The organism is Caldisericum sp. (assembly GCF_049967455.1).
GTDB lineage: Bacteria > Caldisericota > Caldisericia > Caldisericales > Caldisericaceae > Caldisericum > Caldisericum exile_A.
Genome location: NZ_JBMFSR010000007.1, coordinates 16,806 through 38,011, shown reverse-complemented (window position 1 = coordinate 38,011; position 21,206 = coordinate 16,806). Strand labels below are relative to the sequence as shown.

At 34.5% G+C, this 21,206-nt stretch carries 20 protein-coding genes; 4 read left to right on the top strand and 16 right to left on the bottom strand.

Translation table 11 applies throughout. The features are described from left to right. Positions 1–185 precede the first annotated feature (185 nt). The 13 genes from ACP5SP_RS03510 to ACP5SP_RS03450 are packed head-to-tail and all read right to left on the bottom strand — an operon-like array spanning position 186 to position 12,722. Positions 186–971, bottom strand: a complete 786-nt coding sequence (locus tag ACP5SP_RS03510; RefSeq protein WP_416085418.1) for an ABC transporter permease — start codon at positions 969–971, stop codon at positions 186–188. Between the two features lie 3 nt (positions 972–974). Further along, the gene (locus ACP5SP_RS03505; RefSeq protein ID WP_416085417.1) at positions 975–1,811 is read right to left on the bottom strand and encodes an ABC transporter permease; all 837 of its coding nucleotides are present in this window, start codon (positions 1,809–1,811) and stop codon (positions 975–977) included. A 54-nt stretch (positions 1,812–1,865) separates the two neighbouring features. After that, the gene (locus ACP5SP_RS03500; RefSeq protein WP_416085416.1) at positions 1,866–2,957 is read right to left on the bottom strand and encodes an ABC transporter substrate-binding protein; all 1,092 of its coding nucleotides are present in this window, start codon (positions 2,955–2,957) and stop codon (positions 1,866–1,868) included. Beyond that, entirely contained in the window at positions 2,954–3,766 is an 813-nt protein-coding gene (locus ACP5SP_RS03495) for a sugar phosphate isomerase/epimerase family protein (RefSeq protein WP_424586754.1), read from the bottom strand. The genes ACP5SP_RS03500 and ACP5SP_RS03495 overlap by 4 nt, the downstream gene beginning before the upstream one ends. Continuing rightward, entirely contained in the window at positions 3,763–4,806 is a 1,044-nt protein-coding gene (locus tag ACP5SP_RS03490; RefSeq protein ID WP_424586755.1) for an ABC transporter ATP-binding protein, read from the bottom strand. Before ACP5SP_RS03490 ends, ACP5SP_RS03495 begins: the two co-directional genes overlap by 4 nt. Positions 4,807–4,808: 2 nt before the next feature. Next, positions 4,809–5,603: an SDR family NAD(P)-dependent oxidoreductase gene (locus ACP5SP_RS03485; protein ID WP_416085413.1), complete on the bottom strand. Its 795-nt coding sequence runs from the start codon at positions 5,601–5,603 to the stop codon at positions 4,809–4,811. Position 5,604: 1 nt separating this feature from the next. Beyond that, positions 5,605–6,372: a DeoR/GlpR family DNA-binding transcription regulator gene (locus tag ACP5SP_RS03480; protein WP_416085412.1), complete on the bottom strand. Its 768-nt coding sequence runs from the start codon at positions 6,370–6,372 to the stop codon at positions 5,605–5,607. Further along, positions 6,362–7,126, bottom strand: coding sequence for an inositol monophosphatase family protein (locus ACP5SP_RS03475; RefSeq protein ID WP_416085411.1), 765 nt, complete (start codon positions 7,124–7,126; stop codon positions 6,362–6,364). The genes ACP5SP_RS03480 and ACP5SP_RS03475 overlap by 11 nt, the downstream gene beginning before the upstream one ends. Position 7,127: 1 nt before the next feature. Further along, entirely contained in the window at positions 7,128–8,075 is a 948-nt protein-coding gene (locus ACP5SP_RS03470; RefSeq protein WP_428076046.1) for a metallophosphoesterase family protein, read from the bottom strand. 11 nt (positions 8,076–8,086) lie between these two features. Beyond that, positions 8,087–8,839, bottom strand: a complete 753-nt coding sequence (locus tag ACP5SP_RS03465) for a hypothetical protein (RefSeq protein ID WP_428066970.1) — start codon at positions 8,837–8,839, stop codon at positions 8,087–8,089. A gap of 26 nt (positions 8,840–8,865) precedes the next feature. Further along, positions 8,866–10,446 carry an APC family permease gene (locus ACP5SP_RS03460; RefSeq protein WP_416085408.1) on the bottom strand — a complete coding sequence of 527 codons (1,581 nt, stop codon included), beginning with the start codon at positions 10,444–10,446 and terminating at the stop codon, positions 8,866–8,868. Further along, positions 10,447–11,943, bottom strand: coding sequence for an FGGY-family carbohydrate kinase (locus ACP5SP_RS03455; protein ID WP_428076045.1), 1,497 nt, complete (start codon positions 11,941–11,943; stop codon positions 10,447–10,449). After that, entirely contained in the window at positions 11,940–12,722 is a 783-nt protein-coding gene (locus ACP5SP_RS03450; protein WP_428076044.1) for a BtpA/SgcQ family protein, read from the bottom strand. The genes ACP5SP_RS03455 and ACP5SP_RS03450 overlap by 4 nt, the downstream gene beginning before the upstream one ends. 189 nt (positions 12,723–12,911) lie before the next feature. Here ACP5SP_RS03450 and ppcA point away from each other — a divergent pair, with 189 nt between their 5' ends. Further along, entirely contained in the window at positions 12,912–14,372 is a 1,461-nt protein-coding gene (ppcA, locus tag ACP5SP_RS03445) for a phosphoenolpyruvate carboxylase (RefSeq protein ID WP_428076043.1), read from the top strand. Here the strand turns inward: ppcA and ACP5SP_RS03440 are convergent. After that, positions 14,369–16,048: an ABC-F family ATP-binding cassette domain-containing protein gene (locus tag ACP5SP_RS03440; protein ID WP_428076042.1), complete on the bottom strand. Its 1,680-nt coding sequence runs from the start codon at positions 16,046–16,048 to the stop codon at positions 14,369–14,371. The two genes, ppcA and ACP5SP_RS03440, sit on opposite strands and share 4 nt — an antisense overlap. A 171-nt stretch (positions 16,049–16,219) precedes the next feature. Between ACP5SP_RS03440 and epsC the strand changes: the two genes are divergently transcribed. From epsC to sfsA, 3 genes are all read left to right on the top strand, one after another. Beyond that, entirely contained in the window at positions 16,220–16,765 is a 546-nt protein-coding gene (gene epsC, locus ACP5SP_RS03435) for a serine O-acetyltransferase EpsC (protein ID WP_428076041.1), read from the top strand. Then, on the top strand, positions 16,749–17,639 hold the full coding sequence (gene cysK / locus ACP5SP_RS03430) for a cysteine synthase A (RefSeq protein WP_428076040.1): 891 nt from the start codon (positions 16,749–16,751) through the stop codon (positions 17,637–17,639). Before epsC ends, cysK begins: the two co-directional genes overlap by 17 nt. A 143-nt stretch (positions 17,640–17,782) precedes the next feature. Beyond that, complete coding sequence (sfsA, locus tag ACP5SP_RS03425) at positions 17,783–18,469, top strand: DNA/RNA nuclease SfsA (RefSeq protein ID WP_424586764.1); 687 nt, start codon at positions 17,783–17,785, stop codon at positions 18,467–18,469. Position 18,470: 1 nt separating this feature from the next. Here sfsA and ACP5SP_RS03420 read toward each other — a convergent pair whose 3' ends face one another. Next, a complete protein-coding gene (locus ACP5SP_RS03420) occupies positions 18,471–19,661 on the bottom strand; it encodes a sugar ABC transporter permease (protein ID WP_428066962.1) in 1,191 nt (396 codons plus the stop codon). Positions 19,662–19,675: 14 nt separating this feature from the next. Beyond that, on the bottom strand, positions 19,676–21,202 hold the full coding sequence (locus ACP5SP_RS03415) for a sugar ABC transporter ATP-binding protein (protein ID WP_428076039.1): 1,527 nt from the start codon (positions 21,200–21,202) through the stop codon (positions 19,676–19,678). Between the last annotated feature and the right edge of the window lie 4 nt (positions 21,203–21,206).

Below are 21,206 nucleotides of genomic sequence, written 5' to 3'. Positions count from 1 at the left end.
CAATCATTACTACGATTGCAAGGATTGCAATCAGTTTCTTCATACTCTACCTCCTTTCAAAATTTGGGTTTTGCCCAATTGACAAATTTTATAACAAAAATGAAAATAAAAAAAATTTTTATGAAAAGAATTATTACAAAAAACTTTATAATACCTACTTTAAAATTAATTTCTAAGTTTCGTGTTCAATCTTTTCGTGTTTTGCTTGTGATATAAGTAATGCCTATGAAGGAAAGTAAAGAAATGTATATAAGGAAAGCCGAGATTGCTGATGCAACCCTCATATCATTTCTTATCTGCTGGAAAAGTTGCAAAGGTAGTGTCTGTCCTGTAAAACCAGCAACCATGCTTGTTACTTCAAACTCTCCTATTGAAATTGCAAAAACAAGCAACGCACCAACTGTTATGCCATGAATAACATTTGGAATAATAACATATCTAAACCTTTCAACAAGAGACGCACCAAGACTCTGCGCTGCTTCTGAAAGTGTTATCTCGTCGATTGTCCTAAATGAAGCTAAAGTATTTCTGAACATATATGGAAATCCTAAAAGAGTATGAGCAACAATCACCATAAAAAGTGAACCATTAAAGGCTAAAGGGGGCTTTGAAAAAGCAAGAATTAAAGCTGAACCAACAATAACAGGAGGAAATATCATAGGAAGTATATTTATAAAATTCTTAAGCGCTTCTCCAAAGCGTCCTTTGAGCCTATTAACAACATAAGCAGCCGGCAATGAAATAGTAAGAGAAATAAGAGTTGCAGACGTGGCAACAAAAAGAGAAACCATTAAGGCCGAATAGTTTTTCTGCCTCTTAATAATCTGTGCATACCACTCAAGCGTAAAACCTTGTGGTAATATTCCCTGCCAAAACTTAGAAAATGAAAATATTATTGGCATTGATATTGGAACAACAATATACAAAACAAGAAGAATTATTACTAAATTTTCTAAAATTTTCTTTTTCATTTATTATCCTCCCGGTTTAAGTTTTCTCTCAACTAAATTGAGTATCGAAAGGACAACGGATATAATTAAAATCAAAGCCACAGAAAGAGCAGCTGACTGCGGTAGATTATAGGTTGATTCAGAAGTTTGGAAATAAATCTGAATCGATAGGAGATTCTTTTCTCCGCCAACAAGTGCAAGAACAGTACCAAAAGCACCAAGCATTCCTGCAAATTGTATACTTAAACCGGACACAAAACCAGGCGCAAGCGAAGGAATAATAACATATCTCCAAGTTTGAAAAGTTGTAGCACCCAAATTTTTGGAGGCCTCAACAATACTCTTATCGAGATTCTCAAAAACTGCTGCCATTGTAAGTGTCATTAAAGGTATTTGAAAAAAACCATATACAAAAACTATTCCAGGCCATGAATAGATGTCTATATAGTAATCTTTAGGCAAATGAAAAAGAAGTCTTATTATTTGATTAAGAACACCATTCCGTCCAAGTAAAACTATAAATGCAAATGCAACAACCAGACCAGATAGTGTAAGAGGAAGGGAGTAAAGAGACAATAGAAAATTCTTAGTAGATCTCTTTAAATGAGAGATAAAATATCCTACAAACGTTCCTAAAATACCTCCGAAAAGGCTTGCAGAAGTAGAAAATAGTAAACTGTTTCTAATGGCTAATCTATATTGGTCTAATAAAAATATATTCCTGTAATACTGTAGAGTGAAAGATCCTTTATCGCTAAAAAAAGATTTGACAAAAAGATTTAAAATTGGATATATTTCAAAAAAGCCTAAAAATACAAAGAATGGTAAAATTAAAAGAAAATCCCTTCTTATGTTTTTCACTTTGAATCACCCTTTTTGCGGGGAGGAATAGTGTCCTCCCCGACTATAATAAGTCTATTTTGCTCCAACAGCTTGTGCCCAAGCATTTTGTAAAGCTTGTGATATTTCTCCATCCTTTGTGTAATCAATAAATGCAACTTTAGAATACTCCTCCTTGGGTGGGAATTTTGAAGCAATCTCAGGTGGTATCTGCACATCTGGTCTAATTGGAGTTACATACGCCTTTGCAAAGAGTTGTTGTCCTTTTTCTGAAAACAAAAATTCAAGGAACAGTTTTGCAGTGTTGGGATGTGGAGCATTTTTTGCCATTATTACGCCGCCACCAACTGCAATGGTACCATCTGTTGGAATTACAACTTCTGCAGGTACTCCAAGCGTATCCCTCCAAAGAAGAAGATTGTAATCAAAGTTAATAAGTATAGCAACTTCTCCTCTTTGGAACTTGCTTACATCAACCTTTGGATCAACCGAAGCGATAATTCCATTCTTATGAAGCTTAACTAAAAAATCTATCCCCGCTTTATAATTATATGGATCTCCTGACATTGCATAAGATATTGCCTCAACAGTATTAACACCAGTGCCTGTAGCTCTTGGATCAAGATAGCTTACAAGCCCTTTGTACTGCGGATCGTTGAGTTCAGCCCAGGTATGAGGAACCTTTTTAACAATGTTTGTATTAACTATGAAACCAAGTGTCCCTTTGTATGCAGCTTGCCATACTGAACCATTTGAAGCAACTCCTTTTTGCCCTTCAGGAATTTTATCCCACACACTAACCTTATAGTCACTTGTATAACCTTCATTTGCAAGCTTCATTGCATAAGATGGCTTCAGGTCAGCAATGTCATTTTTGGAAGCATTTTCCTCTTTCATTCTCGAATAAACAACCGATGAGCCCATATCTATATCCTGGTGCTTTATTCCATAGAGTTTCTCAAATTCTCCAAAGATTTCGCCATAATTAGCCCAAACATCTGGCATACCATAGGAGTTAATAACTCCGCCTTCACCCTTTGCCGCATTAGCAAGCTCTTCCATAACACTCTTACCTGTTTGAGTTGTCGTTGTGGTTGAAGTTTTACAACCGGTTAACAACAAACTCAAAAGCACTGCAACTACTAAAAATGCTAGTAGTTTCTTCATACTACACCTCCTTCTAAAAGATTTTTAATATTTTTAAAACTTTTCGAAATAGCGCTGTAATCCCTATGCAATTCAATAATTCCAATAATTTCTTTATCTAAACTGTTTAACTTAATGAGAGAATCTGAAAAATCATTATCAATAAGGTCGCTCTCAATAGGTCTATGAAGGTCATATTTTCCATCATTCGTATGTAAATGTAGCTTTGCAATACGATCAGAAACTAAATTAACATAATCAAAAATCCTATATTTAGAAATTTTTGCATGACCAAAATCAAGTGTTATATAGAGTTTATTAAACTGATAAACGAAATCCTTCAATTCGTATGGGTTATTCAGAAGCTCAAAAGGAAAGTAAAGATTTTCAACTGATATTTTTACATTCGAAAACCGATCTATTATCTCTTCTAAAGATTCCTTAAGTGCCTTCAAATGTAGCATACGTTCTTTTTGAGCAATTTCATCATAGGCTTTATATTCAGCGAGATTCTCGTCAATGAAATCAAACCAAGAGATGTATCCACCATGAACCGTAATATTGTATGCACCTAGATCCTTCGCATACTCTATCTCCTTAATCATTTCTGAAACAATGCTCCTTCTTATATCTTCAATTGGATATGAAGGGTTCATTCCTCTCAAAAAATTCACATGAAAAGTAAATTCAAATTGAAGAAACCTTGCGCTTTTAATAAAATCCTTAGGTGTTTGTGAGCTTAACTCTAAGACTCTTAAACCTTCAATATAGAGTCTTTCTAAATCATAAGTTTTCAAGTTATCGCTATAAGAAAAGCCAAATCTAATCATTTTTCAATAAGTAATGCAGAGTTCTCTGCAAATGAAACATAGACTTCGTCACCTTTGTTATATTTAGAAGCTTCTTCAATTGATACATCAACATGAATCATTTCAGAAAATGCCTTAAGGGTTATTCTTGCAAAAGAACCAAGAAAAGTTGTAACATCTACAATTGCTTTGAAAGAGTTTTTGCCTTGGGGAATTTTGGAAATTTTCATCATTTCTGGTCTTACCGCCAAAGCAAATTCTCCAAACATTTCTGGGTTGTCTATAATAAATTCCACACCATGCCACTCAAATTTATTTCTTGAAGCCTTACCATGAAAGATATTTGCAACACCAACAAAATTTGCAACAAATAAGTTTTTAGGATTACGATAAATTTCGACAGGTGTACCTACCTGCTGAATAACTCCTGCGTTCATTACCACAATCCTATCAGATATAGAAAGCGCTTCGGATTGATCATGGGTTACATAAATCGAAGTGATACTTAATTCTTTTTGAACTCTTCTTATTTCAACTCTTACCTCTTCTCTAACCTTCGCGTCAAGTGCAGAAAGTGGCTCATCTAATAGCAATATTTTTGGTTTTTTAGCAAGAGCTCTTGCAAGCGCAACTCTTTGCTGCTGACCTCCAGATAACTGACGTGGAAATCTATCTTTTAGGTTGGATATTCTAAGCATCTCAAGTAGAGGCATTACATTCTCTTCCTGTTCTTTCTTAGGAACGCCCTTTATCATCAAAGAGAATGCCACATTATCAAAAACAGTCATATGCGGGAATAGAGCATAAGATTGAAAAACTATTGCAACATCTCTTTTCTCTGGAGGAATATCATTTATAACTTTACCATCTACAAGAATCTCACCTGAATCAACTTTCTCAAAGCCAGCGATACTTCTTAAAAGAGTTGTTTTTCCACACCCAGAAGGTCCCAAAAGAGAAACTAATTCACCTTCATTTACGGAAAGTGAGAAGTCATTCACTGCTATTACACTTCCGTAGGTTTTTTTAATGTTTCTTAGCTCAAGATAATTTTCTTTCATATTTAATCCATAAATGAACCACCATTAACATTAATTGCTTCGCCAGTAACAAAATTTGAAAGGTCAGATGCGAGAAATACTGCAACTCCTGCCACATCCTCAGCTGTTTGTAATCTCCCAAGTGGCGTATCCTTAATATAAAGCTCTCGCACTTCTTCCTCAGATATTCCCCTTAACTTTGATTCCCAGCTTACTTCTCTTTCTTGCATGCTCGTTTTTACATATCCAGGGCAAATTGAATTAACAAGGATTTTATAGGGTGCAAACTCTCCTGCAAGTGCTTGAGTCAAACCAACAACGGCAAATTTGCTTGCTACGTAATGGGCAAGAAATGGAGCATTTCCTCTTTTTCCTGCCATGCTTGCAGTGTTAATAATTTTGCCTCTAACTTCGCCTATGATATCTTGGTTGACCATCTTTTTCAAAACTTCCTGAGAACATATAAAAACTCCTTTTGCATTAACATCCATATTGAAATCCCAATCTTTATCTGTTAGGTCAAGAAATTTATTCATTGTTGAAACCCCAGCATTATTGTGCCACACATCAATTCGTTTAAACTGCTCATAGATTTCATTAACAGCATTTTTTACTTCATCTCTATTTGTTACATCTACTTTCAAAGGAAAAGCAATGCCACCGAAATTATTTATCTCATAAGAAACTTTTTTGGCAAGGTCAAAATTGAAATCAAGTACAAAGACCTTTGCTCCTTCCTTTGCGTAAGCAATTGCACACGCTCTTCCTATACCTGAACCTCCACCTGTAATGGCAATTATTTTATCCTTAAGCAACATTTCAAACCTCCTTAGTTAATATTTTTACATTGTTTTGTTTCAATTTCTCTAAAAGCGATCCTTTTGGACTTTCATTTGAAACAAGATAATGAATATTACTAAAACTTGCAACAAATGAAAATGCAACCTTATCAAATTTACTTGAATCTGCAACAACAATGACTTCTTTAGCATTTTTAATAAGTGCTTTCTTGATAAGTGCATCATCAAGGTTATACTCAGTGAGTCCTGCATCTTTATCAATAGCTCCAATTCCAAGGAACAATTTATCAACAAAAAACTGCTCAAGGTTTCTTGCTGCAATTTCTCCTGTAAGTGAAAGCTCTCCGCTTCTAAGAATACCACCCGGTAAAATTAATCTTATTTCTCTTTTGTTTGCAAGTAAATTAACAATGTGAAGATTTGGCGTAATAATGGTAAGATTATGACGGTTAGAAAGATGCTTTGCAACTTCAATTGTTGTTGTACCTACATCAAGTGCAATTGAATCACCATCTGAAACAAGAGTTGCAGCAATGCGACCAATTAGTTCCTTCTCTTTTTTGTTTTTTGTTTCCCTTACAATAAATGGTGGTTCAAAACTTCTACCCCGAGTGCTTACTGCACCACCATATACTCTTCTTAAAAGACCTTCATGTTCAAGGCGAGAAAGATCCCTTCTTATAGTCATTTCAGAAACATTAAGTAATTTTGCAAGATCGTTAATTTGAACACTTCCTTTTTCTTCAAGTTTTTCAAGAATTATCTTTGCTCTTTCTTCATATATCATGAAGCACCTCGAGAATTCTTTTATGGAGTAATTCGTTTGCAGCAACGATTTCACCCTTTTTAAGATAATCTGATCCGCTCAAAAAATCAGATACAACCCCATGTGCTTCCTCTACCACAAGCGAGCCAGCAGCAATATCCCATATGTTCAAACCCCTTTCCCAATATCCATCAATTACACCTTCTGCAACACGCGCAAGATCGAGAGCGGCAGAGCCATCAACTCTTACGGAGAGACTCTTTCTAAAGAGTGCTTCAAACTGTGGGAAATTTGAATATTCAGTAAAATCATATGGAAAACCTGTTGCAAGTAATGAAGATGACAAATCACTGGTTGTAGATACTGAGATTTGCTTCAAATTTTTGAACGCCCCATTTCCGCGTGATGCATAAAAAAGCTCATCAGAAATCGGATTATAAATTACACCGATCGAAACTTCCCCTTCTCTTAGAAGGGCAATTGAAACGCATACATTAGGATAACCCTTAACAAAGTTAGTCGTGCCATCAAGAGGATCAAATACAAAAACTTTTTCTGAACTACCTTTCTGAAGCCCACCTTCTTCTGAAAGAATACCGTATAGCGGAAAATACTTTTTAATGGTATTCCTTATAAATTCATCAACAGTTAAATCAATACTTGTGACAAGATCGGTAAGACCTTTATGCCTCACCGAAAAATCACTCTTAAAATTTTTTTCTATTATTTTGCCTGCCTTTTTTGCAATATCAATTGTGAAATTAAGTTCATCCATTTTATCCCATCGTAAATTGGAAAGTGAACTTCTTCTTTTTCTCGTCAAGATTAATTAAAACACCTCTCAAAATTCCATCAGAGTATTCACTGCCGGGATTTAAAGAAAGGGTTTTTCCAATCTTTACACTTCCGGGAGATTCATGGACATGTCCGTGTAAACCTAAATCAGGTTGAAATTCTTCGATAATTCTTCTTACACTCTTACTTCCAACATTTTCTGTTGCAACCGAACCACCTTCAACAACAGGTTTAAGAGTTTTATCAAGTTTTGGAGCTATATCAAGAGGAGTATTAAAAGGTGGCACATGTATATTAAAAATTGTAAACTTATTATAATCCATTTGCCCTGCAAGAGATTTCAAATCATTGTAAATCTCTTCTTCAGTTTTCTCTCTAGGGGAATTCCAAGGTGTGGGATTTGAATACCCATAAGAAAGCATCTCAACATTATCATATATTTCTATAACCTTCATATCAGGATTAATTACATACTTTGAAACAAAAAGTGCATCATCAACAACTGGATCATCATCATTTCCAGGAGATACGAAAATTTTAATTCCAAGAGGCCTCAGCCTTTCAGTTGCAAGCACCATCCATTCTTCGAGAGTATGTTTAATTACAAATTTAAAAATTTCCCTTCTTTTTTCTGGACTTTTTTCTATAACTTCAAGCTCCTCTTCTGTAGTAACATATGGATAAAGTCCATTAAATCTTATTTCTTCCTCAAGCTTGGGAAGTTCATCTTTTGAAACTATCTCTTCGTTTCCTTGATAATTTGCTTCATAATAACCATTTTTTAATCTTACTATTGGGACAAATCCTTTGCCGGTGATGTCGCCACCTAAAATAAGAATATTTGCATTATAAAATTTGCCTGCATTCACGAATTTCCTAAAACACCTCTCGGAACCGTGTATATCAGTTGTAAAAAAGATTTTTATCATTACTTTTCCTCCTATTCTAATCTAACTTCTTCTGGTTCGTCATACCAGGGCATTTTTCTTCCAATAATATTTCGCATCTTCCATGCAAGAGATTTTGGTGCATTGTCCATTGCCTCAATAAGATAATCAATAATCTTATCAACTCTATCCAAATTTTCATCTCTAAGATAACTCTTTTCAAATTCTCTTAATAGTAGAAGATTATCTCTTGTTGTTGTGTACCAACCCCAATCATTAGAGGTAATACTTAATATATATTCAATTTCAGGTTTTTCAGCCTTTGAGAATAATCCAAAATCATGATCAATCAATAACATTAAAATATCCTTTATATCCTTCTCATTCATCTTATGAATTTGAATTTTAGTTAAAAAGATATCACCAAGACTAATGGTATAGGGAAGCAAATCCAACCGAGGTTCAAGATCAATCTTATGACACTGCTCAAAAATTCCGATGAATACATCAATTTGGAACTCATTTTCCTTGTAATATAAAAGTCTTGTTGCTCCATGTAAAGCATTAAACTGTTTATCTTCGATTAGGCCATAATCATTAAATACTTTATTTAAACCTTTAACCCCTTTTCTGTTTACTACAAAATCAAGATCTTTATATTCTCTTTTTAAGCTTTCAATTTTACTACCATTTGGTGAATTCAAATAAACTGCAATTCCACCAAGGAGGCGGAGGGTCGTCCCCTCCGCATTAGCCTTGTCTATAAGCTCACGCGCAAGATTTACAAGATTTTCAGTCAATTTCATAAATAACACCCAATTCTAACTGAACTCTATTCTGGTGGTATTTCCGTAAATACCTGAGTAATATCTATTCCTTGTGACTTTCTTACAGCGACTGCAATTAAATACCAAATAATCGCTATCACTGGCACAGAAAATGCTTCTATCATAGCAAGCGCTTCAACTTTCAAACCAAATTGTGGAACAAGGAAAGCAGCTACAAAAACGGTGCCCCAAGTAATAACTGTAACAATACCAGCAATAACCATATAAGGAATGTTTCCTAATTTCCTCTTAGCAAGATCAGGGGCATTTTCAAATAGATCCTTTTTCTTATATGGGAAAATTATTGCCGCAATCCCAACTATAACAAAACAAAGAGCCATAACTGCAATTATATTGATAAGATATCCACCTAACCCACCATATATGTTAAGCCAGTTTAAAAGCTCTACATAGAGTCCCATAATTATTGTTGCTTTAACTGGAGTGTGTAGATTAGGATCAACATCTGCAACCCAATCAGGAGCCAATCTATCAAATGCCCATGCAAAAAGGTTTCTTGTGCCAAGTAAAAATCCTGCAGGAGTCCACCAAACAATACTCAAAAGGAATGCAAGCGCAATATAAACCTTTATAAACTGAGGTAAGCTAAAGAATTTTGTGAGTGCAGGGAGTATGAAAACAATATTTTGAGGTAACTTGTCAGAAGCATTCATTCCAACATAAGAAAGTGATGAGAAGAAGTCAAATCCCATTGCTTTATATACAAAAAGGGAACCTAATGCGTAAAGTAAACCACCTATGATAAGAGCTCCTAATACAGATACAATAACAGTTCTTCTTACATTTTTAATTTCTCCTGCAAAGTATCCAGTCCACTCAAATCCTGTAAGGTTTTGGAATGCCCATAACATCGCAAGTATTGTCATTCCCCAATTGATTCCAGCAGGTGGGACATATCCTACACTCTTTGCTATATTAACGATCTCTTGAGGTTGAGTCCCAGTAATTGATGCAAAACTTGCCTGGAATGCTTCTTTTGTGGTTGCAAGAAGACCAATATACCATAAGCCAACACCAATCCACACAATTACAAAAAGTATCCTCATAAACTTTGCAGCAAACTTGGTACCTTTAAGCATTATTAGAGTAAACGCTATGGTAAGAAGTGTTGCAACTAAAAATTGATTTCCGGGTATTGCAAACCAATCAATAAACGATTTTGGAAGATTTGCAACATATCCAAAAGCAGGCATAAAGAAAGTCATCATAGTTGTAAAGTTAAATGCAACCCAGTTAACAAATACAAAAGTCAAAGTCACATTTACAACAAATCCAACAAGCGGGTGAATAGTTCTACTCACCCACACATAATCTCCTCCTGAACGAGGCATAATTAGTGTGAAGAAGATATAGACCCAACCAAATCCCATAAGAAGAATAGAACCAAGCACGAAAGCAAGAGCTATATTTGCGCCTGGAAAAGATGCTGCACCGAATTGAAGAGCCTGAGAAATTCCAACAGGAATTAAAATTGCAGCAAAAACAAGGTTAAACGCATCAAAGGGAGTAAGCTCTCTTACAAGCCCCGTTGCGTTTCTTACAAATAACTTCTGTTTCTTCTCCATCTAAACCTCCTTTGTTTTTTGTATTTCATAAAGTCTCTCGAAGAGAGGCCTTAATGACTTATAAAGATCCTTGTAAAGACTAAAATACTCCCTGTATTTTTGGGTATTCGATAGATCTGGCTCAATAATTTCGTAATCTGTAAGGAAATTTTCAATTTCTTTTTCGTCTCTTAAAAGTTTTGCACTCAATAGAGAAAGTAATGCAACACCCAACGATGAACCAGGGTTTGTTTTAATATATTTAATTGGAAGTCCAACAGCATCTGCTGTTATTCTCCTAATAAGCGGGTTTTTTGCACCACCATCAGAAATAAAAACTCTTTTAATTGTTAACCCCATCTCATTTAAAACATCTATATGGTGTAGAAAACCATAGACAATACTTTCCAAGATTGATCTAAAGATATCACCCCTATTGTGAAACAGTTGAAGTCCAAATATGACTCCTCTTGCCTTTGTATCGAAAATAGGTGTTTTCTCACCTAGAAAATATGGAAGGGTAATGATGCCATTTGCACCAATATTGCTTTTGAATGCTTCTTCTGTGATTTCATCAAAGCTTGTTTCTCTTATAATATTCATAAACCACTTTATAAGTGATCCACTTGAAGCCATGCAACCGTTAATTACAAATTTACCCTCAATATCATGAAAATCAAGAAATAGTCTTTTATCCATCCTTAGCGAATCAGAAACAAACATTATATCTCCTGCACCACCAAACTTCAAAAGTAGATCTCCTTCTTCCACAAGACCTAATGCAAGCGTTGAAGCTATATGATCTGCAGAGCCTCCTATAATGGGCACACCACTATTAAATCCTGTAAGTCTCTCAACTTCTTCCGTTAAAAAACCTATAAACTCATTTGGTTTTACAATCTTTGGGAGCATACTTCTATCAATTGATGCAATAGACAAAATTTCGTCATCAAAATCCATTTTTCTAATATTGAAAAGACCACTTTCGAGAGCCCAGTTTTCCTCAACATGGGGCATGTTTGTTAGTTTAGTTGAAACAAAATCGTAAGAACCCATTATGTATTTCGTCTTAGAAACAACATCAGCTTCATGTTTTTTAAGCCAGAGCCATTTTGGAAAAATAAGTTGCTGATTGATGGTATTAGCAGTCCTTTCAAAATACCAATTCTCATCTATTATCTTTTTGAAGTATTCTATCTCTTCAACAGCTCTTGCATCGTTTTGCTGAATTGAATATCTTAAAGGGTTTAAATTTTCATCCAAAGCAATAAGCGTCGGCACCATTCCTGTAATACCAATCGAAGCAATTCTCTTATCAAGCCCATCTTTTGCAACATCTTTGAGAACTTCAAGCGTATTTTCAAAAAATAGGTTTGCATCCATTTCAGCAAAATTTGGAGCAATACTTATAAGATTCTGTTCTATTGATTTCTCAAAATAAATTCTGCCGACGCTATCAACAACTATTGCCTTAACAGATGTTGTGCCTATATCAATACCCAGAGCTAAGTCTCTCATCGCAGTTTATTTACTTTCTCCATTAATCTCTTTACTCTATCCACATCAATTGGGTTAAAAGTAAAACCGTCTTTTTTAAGAGCTGTTCCAACAATTGCACCATCTGCAACACTTAGAAGCTCTTCAACATTGTTTTCATTTACCCCAGTATTTACAAAAACAGGAATATCAACGCTTTCTTTAACTTTTTCAAGTGTCTCTTTTGTTGGTGGTTTACCCGTCATTGGACCAGAAACAAGGATAACATCAGCAAGAGAAGAAAACGCAACACTTTTTGCAATCTCATCTAATGGCCTTCTATCAAGAGAATAGGCAAATTCCGCAGAAATGTTAAAAAATACTTTTACATCTTTTGCATCAAGAAGCTTTTTGTATCGATAAACTTCTCCCACATTTGTGTTCCAAAATCCCATATCAGATACATATACACCTGTTAGAATCTCCCTTATAAAACTCGCCTTCGTTGCCTTTGCAAGAGAGATTGCTGCAAACGGATCCCAAAGTACATCAATACCAAAAGGTACTTTTACAAGATGAGATACCTTTCCTATCACATAGCCCATCGTAGCAACGGTAGCATAATTTGCATCAAGTTTATATGGACGATCATTTTCATTGCAGAACATAATAGAATCTATACCACCTTCTTGAAGATTTATAACATCAGCCTCTATGCGTGAATAAATATAATCAATTCCAAGAGAATCATCATACAGTGGTGTACCTGGCAGTGGAGGAAGGTGAACCATTCCGATTATTGTTTTCTTTCTCTCAAACATTTCAGCCTCCTTTGTTAAGTTTTGTTATAAATTATAAATTAATTTGTTAAATTTGTCAAGATCTAACAAACGAAATAATTAATAAAAATTAACAATATAGATTTAATAACATTTCTTCAGAGTTTTTTTATAATTTTTAGATTTTTTTTATTGACTCAACAAGAAATTTTTATTATATTTCATACTAATATGAGGAAGATACCAAGATGCATGAGTACACAGCATCCAGACAATGTTTCAATACCATTCTTTGCCAAAAATCCAGAGCTTGATGGCGAAGATGAAGTAATGGAAGCGTTTTATGTATTCTCACACTTAGGTGCTTGCGAACAGATGTGGGACTATGAAGGAAAAGAAGGAGATGATTATGTTGTTAAAAAACTACTTTCAAAATACAAATACTTTTTCAAAGAGAATAGACTTGGAAGAGATGTTTTTCTCACGTTGAGAATACCAAATCCAGAGTTCGAGAATGTGGAAGCAAAAATAATCCTTGAGACATTAGAGAGTATTCCTCGTTCTTTTGATACATCTTACACGGTTTTCTCGGATGATATTCCTCCTATTTTTGAAGTTATTCTCCCAATGACAACATCTGCAAAAAGCATTGAAAGAGTTTATAGGTACTACACTGATTTTGTAGTTAAAAAAGAAGACAAGCCAATTTTCGATAACGATATAAGAATAAAGGATTGGATTGGAGAATTTAAACCTAAGAAAATAAATGTAATTCCTCTCTTTGAGGACTTTGAACATATTGTAAATTCGGATAAGATTGTAGAAGAATATGTAAAAGGTAAAGAAATTGACTATTTAAGAGTTTTTCTTGCACGCTCTGACCCTGCAATGAATTACGGACTTATTAATGCCGTAATGTTAGTGAAACTTGCCTTATATAGACTATGGAAACTATCAAATAAAACTGGAATTCCAATTTATCCAATCGTAGGTGTAGGATCTTCGCCTTTTAGAGGCAATCTCAAGCCAAACAATGTAATAAAAATCGCTGATGAATATAGAAGTGTCCATACTTATACGATTCAATCTGCTTTTAAATATGACTATCCTGTAAATGAAGTTGTTGAAGGTATAAAACAATTAAAAGGAATAATTCCAACAAATCCAAAGGAAATTGATGAAGAATATGTATTTGACTTTTTCAATCGTGCCTCAAAAACATACTTAGAACACATAGAAAACCTTGCCCCAGTTATAAACAAGGTTGCAAAACATATTCCAGCAAGAAGAAAAAGGAAACTTCATATAGGGCTTTTTGGATATGCAAGAGAAAACGCAAAGGTGAAACTTCCTCGTGCTATCACCTTTACAGGAAGCCTTTATTCGGTTGGTGTACCGCCTGAAATTTTAGAGTTAGAAGCAATCGAAAAAGACGATTATTTTAAAATTAAATCCCTGTATCAAAATTTCGAAAACGACATCAAAGACGCTCTAACTTTTGCAAATATTGACTCTCCTTTCTTTCCTAAGAAAATAATTAGAAAGATTGAAGAGTTTGGTATATCATTTGAAACTAATGAAGAGCACAAAGAAATATCAAAGGCAATCGCCTCAACCATACTTGATTTAAAAAACTACAATATCGACGAACTGACTTTAAGGGCTGCACAAATCAGAAAGTTTATAGGTTAATTATTTAATCTCTCAAGCTTTTTTCTCAAAATTTTAAGCTCTTCTTCTCTTTTCTTGTTTTTAGATTCTTTCAGTAATTTTTCAAGATACTGAATTCTTGCTTTTAATTTGTTTATTTCTTTTTGTTTTAAGTTATCTTTCTTATTATTTTCCTTCTTTGTATGTGCTATTAAGTCATCTTGAAGGTTTCCATTAGCAAGCGTAAACACCTTATGAGTAATAGCCTTTATAAGATACCTATCATGACTCACTAAAAGAATTGTCCCTCTATAATTTTTAAGCGCCTCAACTAATGCCTCCGTTGTTTCAATATCAAGGTGATTCGTTGGTTCGTCAAGGACAAGAAAATTTGAATTTACAAGATTCAATTTTGCGATAAGAAGTCTTCTTTTCTCACCGCCGCTAAGTTCAGAAACCTTCTTAAAGACTTCCTCACCAATAAAATTAAACTCTGCAAGGTAATTCCTTGCTTCACTCACCTCGAGTCCTTCTTTAAGCATCAAATTTAAAAGCGTATCCTCACTATTCAAAACAAACTCATCTTGCGGAAAGTATCGCATTTCGACGCTTGGCCCAATATAAACAGAGCCTGAATCAGGTTTTTCAAATCCTGCAATGATCTTTAAAAGTGTAGATTTGCCAACTCCGTTTTTCCCAATGATTGCGAGTCGTTCGCCACGAGTGATTGTGAAGTTAAGATTTTTCAAAATTGTCTTTCCATTGTAGGATTTCGAAATATTTTTCAATTCAAGGACTTTGAAAGAGCCAATATCAGCACTATCGATATTAATTTTTATTTCTTTTCGCATTTTTTCTTCAGGCACAATGATTTTCTCAATCATCTTTTCTCTGGAAAGCGCCTGTTTTGAACGCGTACCATAACGAAATTTCTCAATAAATCTCCTCTGCTTTTCAAGGTAAATAAGTATTTGCTCTCGCTCACTTCTAAGGGTTTCATCTTCGATCGCCTTTATTTTAATAAACTTGTCATAATTCCCCGCATATTCCTTTACTGAACCATTATCAAGATAAAGTATGTGGGTTGCAATCTTATTTATGAAGGTTTTATCATGCGAAACAATAAGCAGTCCGCCTTTAAACTGCAAAAGGTATCTTTCGAGCATTTCTATTGTTTCTATATCAAGGTTATTTGTTGGTTCATCAAGTATAAGAAGTTCAGGTTTAGAAATAATTGATTTAATTATAAGGCACTTCGTTCTTTCCCCGCCACTCATCATTGAAAGAGGCTTTGAAACAGTCTCTTCGTCAAGGTCAAAATCGTGAAGCATCGATAAAATCTCGCTTCGATATGAATATCCGTTAAGTCGCTCATACTCTTCCATAAGAAATGAATATTCTTCGCCAAAATCTCCCACCTTTTCGAGGTCTTGAATCATTTTTTCAATCTCTTTTAACTCCGATATGCCTTCTTCTATAATTTCCATTCCCGTTTTTTCAATTGATTTTATCTCTTGAGGAACATAGCCTATGGAATTTGGTCTTTTTACGCTGCCTTTATCAGGCGATTTAAGACCAACAATTATGTCAAGAAGTGTAGTCTTTCCTGAACCATTTTCCCCAATAATAAATTTTCGATCTTTATCAACAGTAAAGGACACATCTTTTAAAAGTGTTTTTCCCTGAATTGAATAGTGTATATCTGAAACTATTAGCATAATAACCTCAATTGAATATACAATAATTCTTTCAGTTTTGCAACATTGATAAAAAAGTAAGACAAATTAAAATATGATGTTTTGAAATTATTACTAATTATGTTATAATTTTTCCAAAATTTAAATGCAAGGGAGGTTAAAAAATGGAAAACGGAAGATTAGGAGGAGTTTATGGATGTAAAAAATCTCCTCCTACAAATTTTAGAGGATTTGAGGTTTTACAGAGAAAATGATCCCTCAGTTGAATCACCACTTGAAATCATATTTACACCTTCTTTCAGAGGACTTTTAAACTATCGCATTTATCATGCTTTATACAAGAGCGGACACAAAGTCTTAGCAAAGCTCCTTTATATTAGAACAAAACTCAAATACAACATGGATATTCATCCGGGGGCTGTTCTTGAAACACCTGTTATGATTGATCATGGCTTTGGCGTTGTTAACGGAGAAACTACATATGTTGGGAAGAATACGATTATCTACCATGGCGTTACACTCGGTGCAAGAAGAGTTGAAAGCGGCAAAAGACACCCAACAATAGGAAGAAATTGCCTTATAGGAAACCATGCATCAATTCTTGGGAATATTACAATCGGTGATTTTGTAAAAATTGGTGCAAATAGTGTTGTATTGGAAGATATCCCGCCTTATTCAACTGTTGTTGGCGTCAAGGCAAAAATTGTAAAAGGAGGAGCAAATGAAAAAGTTGCTTGAAGTAATAGGAAACACTCCTATTGTAGAATTAAAAGAAAATCCAAACATATTTGTAAAACTTGAATATTTAAACCCATTCGGAAGTGTGAAAGATAGACCTGCATATTTTATGATAAAAGATGCACTTGTTGAAGGATTATTAAAAGAAGGAGATACAATTGTTGAACCGACTTCTGGAAATACAGGTATTGCGTTAAGTGCTATCGGAAAATTTTTTGGAATTAAAATCATTTTGACAATGCCCGATAATTTAAGCAAAGAACGATTAACCCTTATAAAAAGTTTTGGAGCAACAGTTGTTCTTACAGAGAGATCTTTAGGAATGAGTGGTGCTATAGAAGAAGCAAAGAGAATTATTGAGAGAGGTGTTGCAAAACTCATGCTCAATCAATTTGGAAATCCTTCAAATCCAAAGGCGCATGAATTGGGAACAGCCTATGAAATCTTAAAAGATATGGATTTTGACGTTGATGCATTTGTTGCTGGGATTGGCACAGGTGGAACAATAACAGGTGTTGGAAAAATGCTTAAAAAATTTATAAAGAAAGTAAAGGTTATTGGTGTTGAACCTGAAGAATCACCGTATCTTTCTAAGGGATTGAGAGACGCACATTCAATTGAAGGTATAGGTGCAGGATTTAAACCTGAAATTCTTGACCTAACTATTATCGATGAAATTCTAACCATCAAAAGTAACGATGCAAGAATGTTTGCAAAAGAGCTTGCACTCAAAGAAAGCATTCTTGGTGGACCATCGACAGGCGCAAATGTACTTGCCGCAAAAATTGTAAAAGAAAAATACGGTCTTAAAAGAGTAGTTACAGTTGCACCAGATAGAGGTGAAAGATATTTTTCTGAGGAACTGTTTTCATAAGCATAATTTAATAATGGGCGATTTACTCGAAACAATTAAAGGAAGAAGAAGCATAAGGCAATTTAAGAATGCGCCAATCGAAGAAGATAATATTCCGAAATCATAAAAATTGGATCTCTTTCAATATCCTTTAGAGGGAAAAAGTGAAAAAACAACTTTTTGAAATCATAACGGATTTTGAAGGCACTTTTATTGAAAGGCTCAATAAGTTTTTAGGAGTTGTCGAAGTTAACGGAAAAAGTGTGCTTGCACATATCCACGATCCAGGAAGACTTGAAGGCCTTTTAGAGAGAGGAAACAAAGTATTACTTAAAAAGTTTAGTTCCCTAAAGAGAAAAACCGAATTTGAAGTAATTGCAGTTAAATTTGAGGAAGAGATTGTCCTTGTTAATTCAAGATATCACAACGATATTGCAGAATCTCTTATACGAAAAGGCATTGTCAAATTCGGGGAATCAAAAAACTTAACAATAAAAAGAGAAATTAAATTCTTGAACAGCCGATTTGATTTTCTTCTTAAGAATGACAAAAAATATCTCATAGAAGTTAAAGGATGTGTCCTTGTAAAAGATGGCGTTGCACTATTTCCTGATGCACCAACAAAAAGAGGCGCTCGACACCTTATTGAACTTGTTGAATCTTTAAATTACGGTTTCAACCCTTTAATTTTTATTCTTATAATGAGAAATGCAACTGAATTTAAGCCAAATGAAAGTATAGACAAAGATTTCTCAAAAAACTACTTCTACGCCATATCAAAAGGTGTAGAAGTAAAAAAGATCCTTCTTAGCTTTGACGGAGAAAAAGTCTATTTTGAAAAATTTATCTAAACTACTTTCCTCTTCTTCTTGTTGCAACATCAAAAATAACTGCAAGCGCAAGGACAATGCCAAGAATGATGTATTGCAGAGAAATATCTACGCCTAACAAATTCATACCATTTGTAAGTGTTGTCATTACAAAAGCACCCACAAGTGAGTTCACAACATTGCCAACGCCTCCTGCAGCAGAAACGCCACCGATATATGCGCCAGCAATAGCATAAAGTTCAAACAATGTTCCTGCAGTTGTAGTCGCAGATTGCAATCGGGAGGCAAATAGAATGCCAGAAAGACCTGAAAGGAAACCCATTGATGCAAATACAATTAATTTAATCTTCTTAACCTCTATACCACTTAGTTCTGCTGCCTCTGGATTTCCACCAACGGCATAGATATGTCTTCCCAAAGAAGTTTTACTTGTAACAAAACTATAAATAACCGTAACAATAAGCACAATAACAAGAGTCCACGAAATGCCTCTAAAAGCTGCAAGCTTGAATGTAAAATACAAAAGTAGCCCTGAAATAAATATGAGTTGCAGAATAAATATATCCAAAGGCATTACATCAAAACCTCTTTGTATATTTCGCCTTCTTCCTGCGATGGACGATAAAACTATAAAGACAACACCAGAAATACCAAGAATAAGAGTTAATTTATGATACTGAGGTAAGAAATTAGAAAGTCCAGGAATATCAGGAATAAAACTATTTCCTATAGCATTGAATGTATTGTTATTTATTATTATAGTGCCTGTGCCACTTGTAACCATCAAAAGTGCGCCACGATACGCAAGCCATCCTGCAAGAGTTGCAACAAAAGACGGCACACCTAAAAATGCCACCAATGACCCATTCAAAAGCCCAGCTAATGTACCAAGAGAAAGGGCAATCAAAATCGCAGCCAAAGCCGAAAAGCCGTGAAATTTCATTAGTACTGCAGCAATTGCTCCAAGAAAGCCCGATAGAAATCCAATAGAAAGGTCTATTTCTCTTATAACAATAACAAGCGTTACACCTATTGAAAGCACACCTAAATAGCCTGTTTGGTTAACCAGATTGGAAATATTTACAGGGGCAAGGAAATTCCCTTGGGATATTAATGAGAAAACCGCCATTATGGCAAGAAGAGCAATAAACATTGCATAATCTCTTACATTTTCTTTCAAAAAGGTCTTTAAGTGTTCTAAGAAAATTCTCACATTCCACCTCTTTATCAGTCAATTGCGTATTTCATTATTTCTTCCTGAGTCAAATTTTCTACCGATGTAAATTCCTTTGTAATTCGCCCTTTACCCATAACATAAATTCTGTCGCTTAAACCAAGTATCTCTGGCAATTCAGAAGAGATTAACATAATGGCTTTACCCTCTCTTGAAAGTTCCCTTATAAGATTATAGATATCAAATTTTGCTCCGACATCTATACCTCTTGTTGGCTCATCCATTATAAAAATATCAGGCTCAGAGAAAAGAGATTTAGAAACAAGTACTTTTTGTTGCGTTCCTCCACTCAGAGTTGAAACTCTAACATTCACATGCCTTGCTTTAATTCGTAGTTTATTTAAAAACTCACTTGCAACAACTATTTCCTTTTGTTCATCAATTATTCCATTAGCTGAAATTTTATCAAGTCTTGGTAGAGTGATGTTCTTTCTTATGCTTTCAATAAGTATGAGGCCTTTTTCTTTTCTATCTTCTGTCAGGTAAAATATGCCATGCCTTATTGCTTCTTCGGTTGATGATATTTTAACCTTTTTACCCTTCAAATAAATCTCTCCATTTACAATAAATCCATAAGGATTTCCAAAGATACTGAGTGCTAATTCTGTCCTTCCTGCGCCAATAAGTCCAAAAATTCCAACTACCTCGCCCTTCTTAACAAAAAGATTAATATTACTCAAAATCTTCTTACCTGTATCTGGACGTATAACATTAAAATTTTTAACTTCAAGATACACATCATTATATTCTTCTCTAATCCTTGGAGGATATATTTCTTTTATTTCCCTTCCAACCATATATTTTATAATAGAATTCTCGTTGAATTCTTTGCTTTCTCTTTCAATGTACTTCACAGTATGGCCATCTCTTAAAACTGTAATAGAATCAGCAACTTTAAGCACCTCTTTTAACCTGTGGCTTATTAGAATTATTGTCATTCCTTTTCTTTTTAATTCTAAAAGGAGATTTAAAAGATTTTCACTTTCGGTCTCGCTTAGAGAGGATGTCGGTTCATCCAATATAAGAACTTTTGGATTTTTGCTTAATGCCTTTGCAATCTCTACAATCTGTTGAAGACTTATGCTCAGCTCTTTAACCTTTGCCATAGGGGAGATGCTTTCCCCTTTAACCATTTCAAGCAACTTCTTAGATTCAATTATTTCTCTTGAAACATCTATAGAAATACCATTTGTAATTTCGTGCCCCAAAAAAATATTTTCATAAACCGTAAGCTCAGGAACCAAAGATAGCTCTTGATATATTATTGCAATCCCTTCTTTTTCGCTATCGTAAATGTTGTGAAATTTTACAGGTTTTCCTTCTATCTTTATTTCGCCTGTATATTCGTGATATGGGTATACCCCGCTCAGAATTTTCATCAAAGTGCTTTTCCCGGCACCGTTCTCTCCTACAAGGCAATGAATTTCATTTCTTCTAACCTTGAAATTAACATTAAAGAGAACCTGAACTCCAGAAAAAGACTTGTTTAAGTTTACTACTTCAATGAGCGGGGTATCCATTTTT

Coding starts and splice junctions, on each gene's coding strand:
- ACP5SP_RS03465 (WP_428066970.1), bottom strand. CDS start 8,839: ATGAAATTGACTGAAAATCTTGTAAATCTTGCGCGTGAGCTTATAGAC.
- ACP5SP_RS03475 (WP_416085411.1), bottom strand. CDS start 7,126: ATGGATGAACTTAATTTCACAATTGATATTGCAAAAAAGGCAGGCAAA.
- epsC (WP_428076041.1), top strand. CDS start 16,220: ATGGATGTAAAAAATCTCCTCCTACAAATTTTAGAGGATTTGAGGTTT.
- ACP5SP_RS03480 (WP_416085412.1), bottom strand. CDS start 6,372: ATGATATATGAAGAAAGAGCAAAGATAATTCTTGAAAAACTTGAAGAA.
- cysK (WP_428076040.1), top strand. CDS start 16,749: ATGAAAAAGTTGCTTGAAGTAATAGGAAACACTCCTATTGTAGAATTA.
- ACP5SP_RS03450 (WP_428076044.1), bottom strand. CDS start 12,722: ATGTTTGAGAGAAAGAAAACAATAATCGGAATGGTTCACCTTCCTCCA.
- ACP5SP_RS03460 (WP_416085408.1), bottom strand. CDS start 10,446: ATGGAGAAGAAACAGAAGTTATTTGTAAGAAACGCAACGGGGCTTGTA.
- ACP5SP_RS03470 (WP_428076046.1), bottom strand. CDS start 8,075: ATGATAAAAATCTTTTTTACAACTGATATACACGGTTCCGAGAGGTGT.
- ACP5SP_RS03485 (WP_416085413.1), bottom strand. CDS start 5,603: ATGTTGCTTAAGGATAAAATAATTGCCATTACAGGTGGAGGTTCAGGT.
- ACP5SP_RS03490 (WP_424586755.1), bottom strand. CDS start 4,806: ATGAAAGAAAATTATCTTGAGCTAAGAAACATTAAAAAAACCTACGGA.
- ACP5SP_RS03415 (WP_428076039.1), bottom strand. CDS start 21,202: ATGGATACCCCGCTCATTGAAGTAGTAAACTTAAACAAGTCTTTTTCT.
- ACP5SP_RS03440 (WP_428076042.1), bottom strand. CDS start 16,048: ATGCTAATAGTTTCAGATATACACTATTCAATTCAGGGAAAAACACTT.
- ACP5SP_RS03510 (WP_416085418.1), bottom strand. CDS start 971: ATGAAAAAGAAAATTTTAGAAAATTTAGTAATAATTCTTCTTGTTTTG.
- ppcA (WP_428076043.1), top strand. CDS start 12,912: ATGAGGAAGATACCAAGATGCATGAGTACACAGCATCCAGACAATGTT.
- ACP5SP_RS03495 (WP_424586754.1), bottom strand. CDS start 3,766: ATGATTAGATTTGGCTTTTCTTATAGCGATAACTTGAAAACTTATGAT.
- ACP5SP_RS03500 (WP_416085416.1), bottom strand. CDS start 2,957: ATGAAGAAACTACTAGCATTTTTAGTAGTTGCAGTGCTTTTGAGTTTG.
- ACP5SP_RS03455 (WP_428076045.1), bottom strand. CDS start 11,943: ATGAGAGACTTAGCTCTGGGTATTGATATAGGCACAACATCTGTTAAG.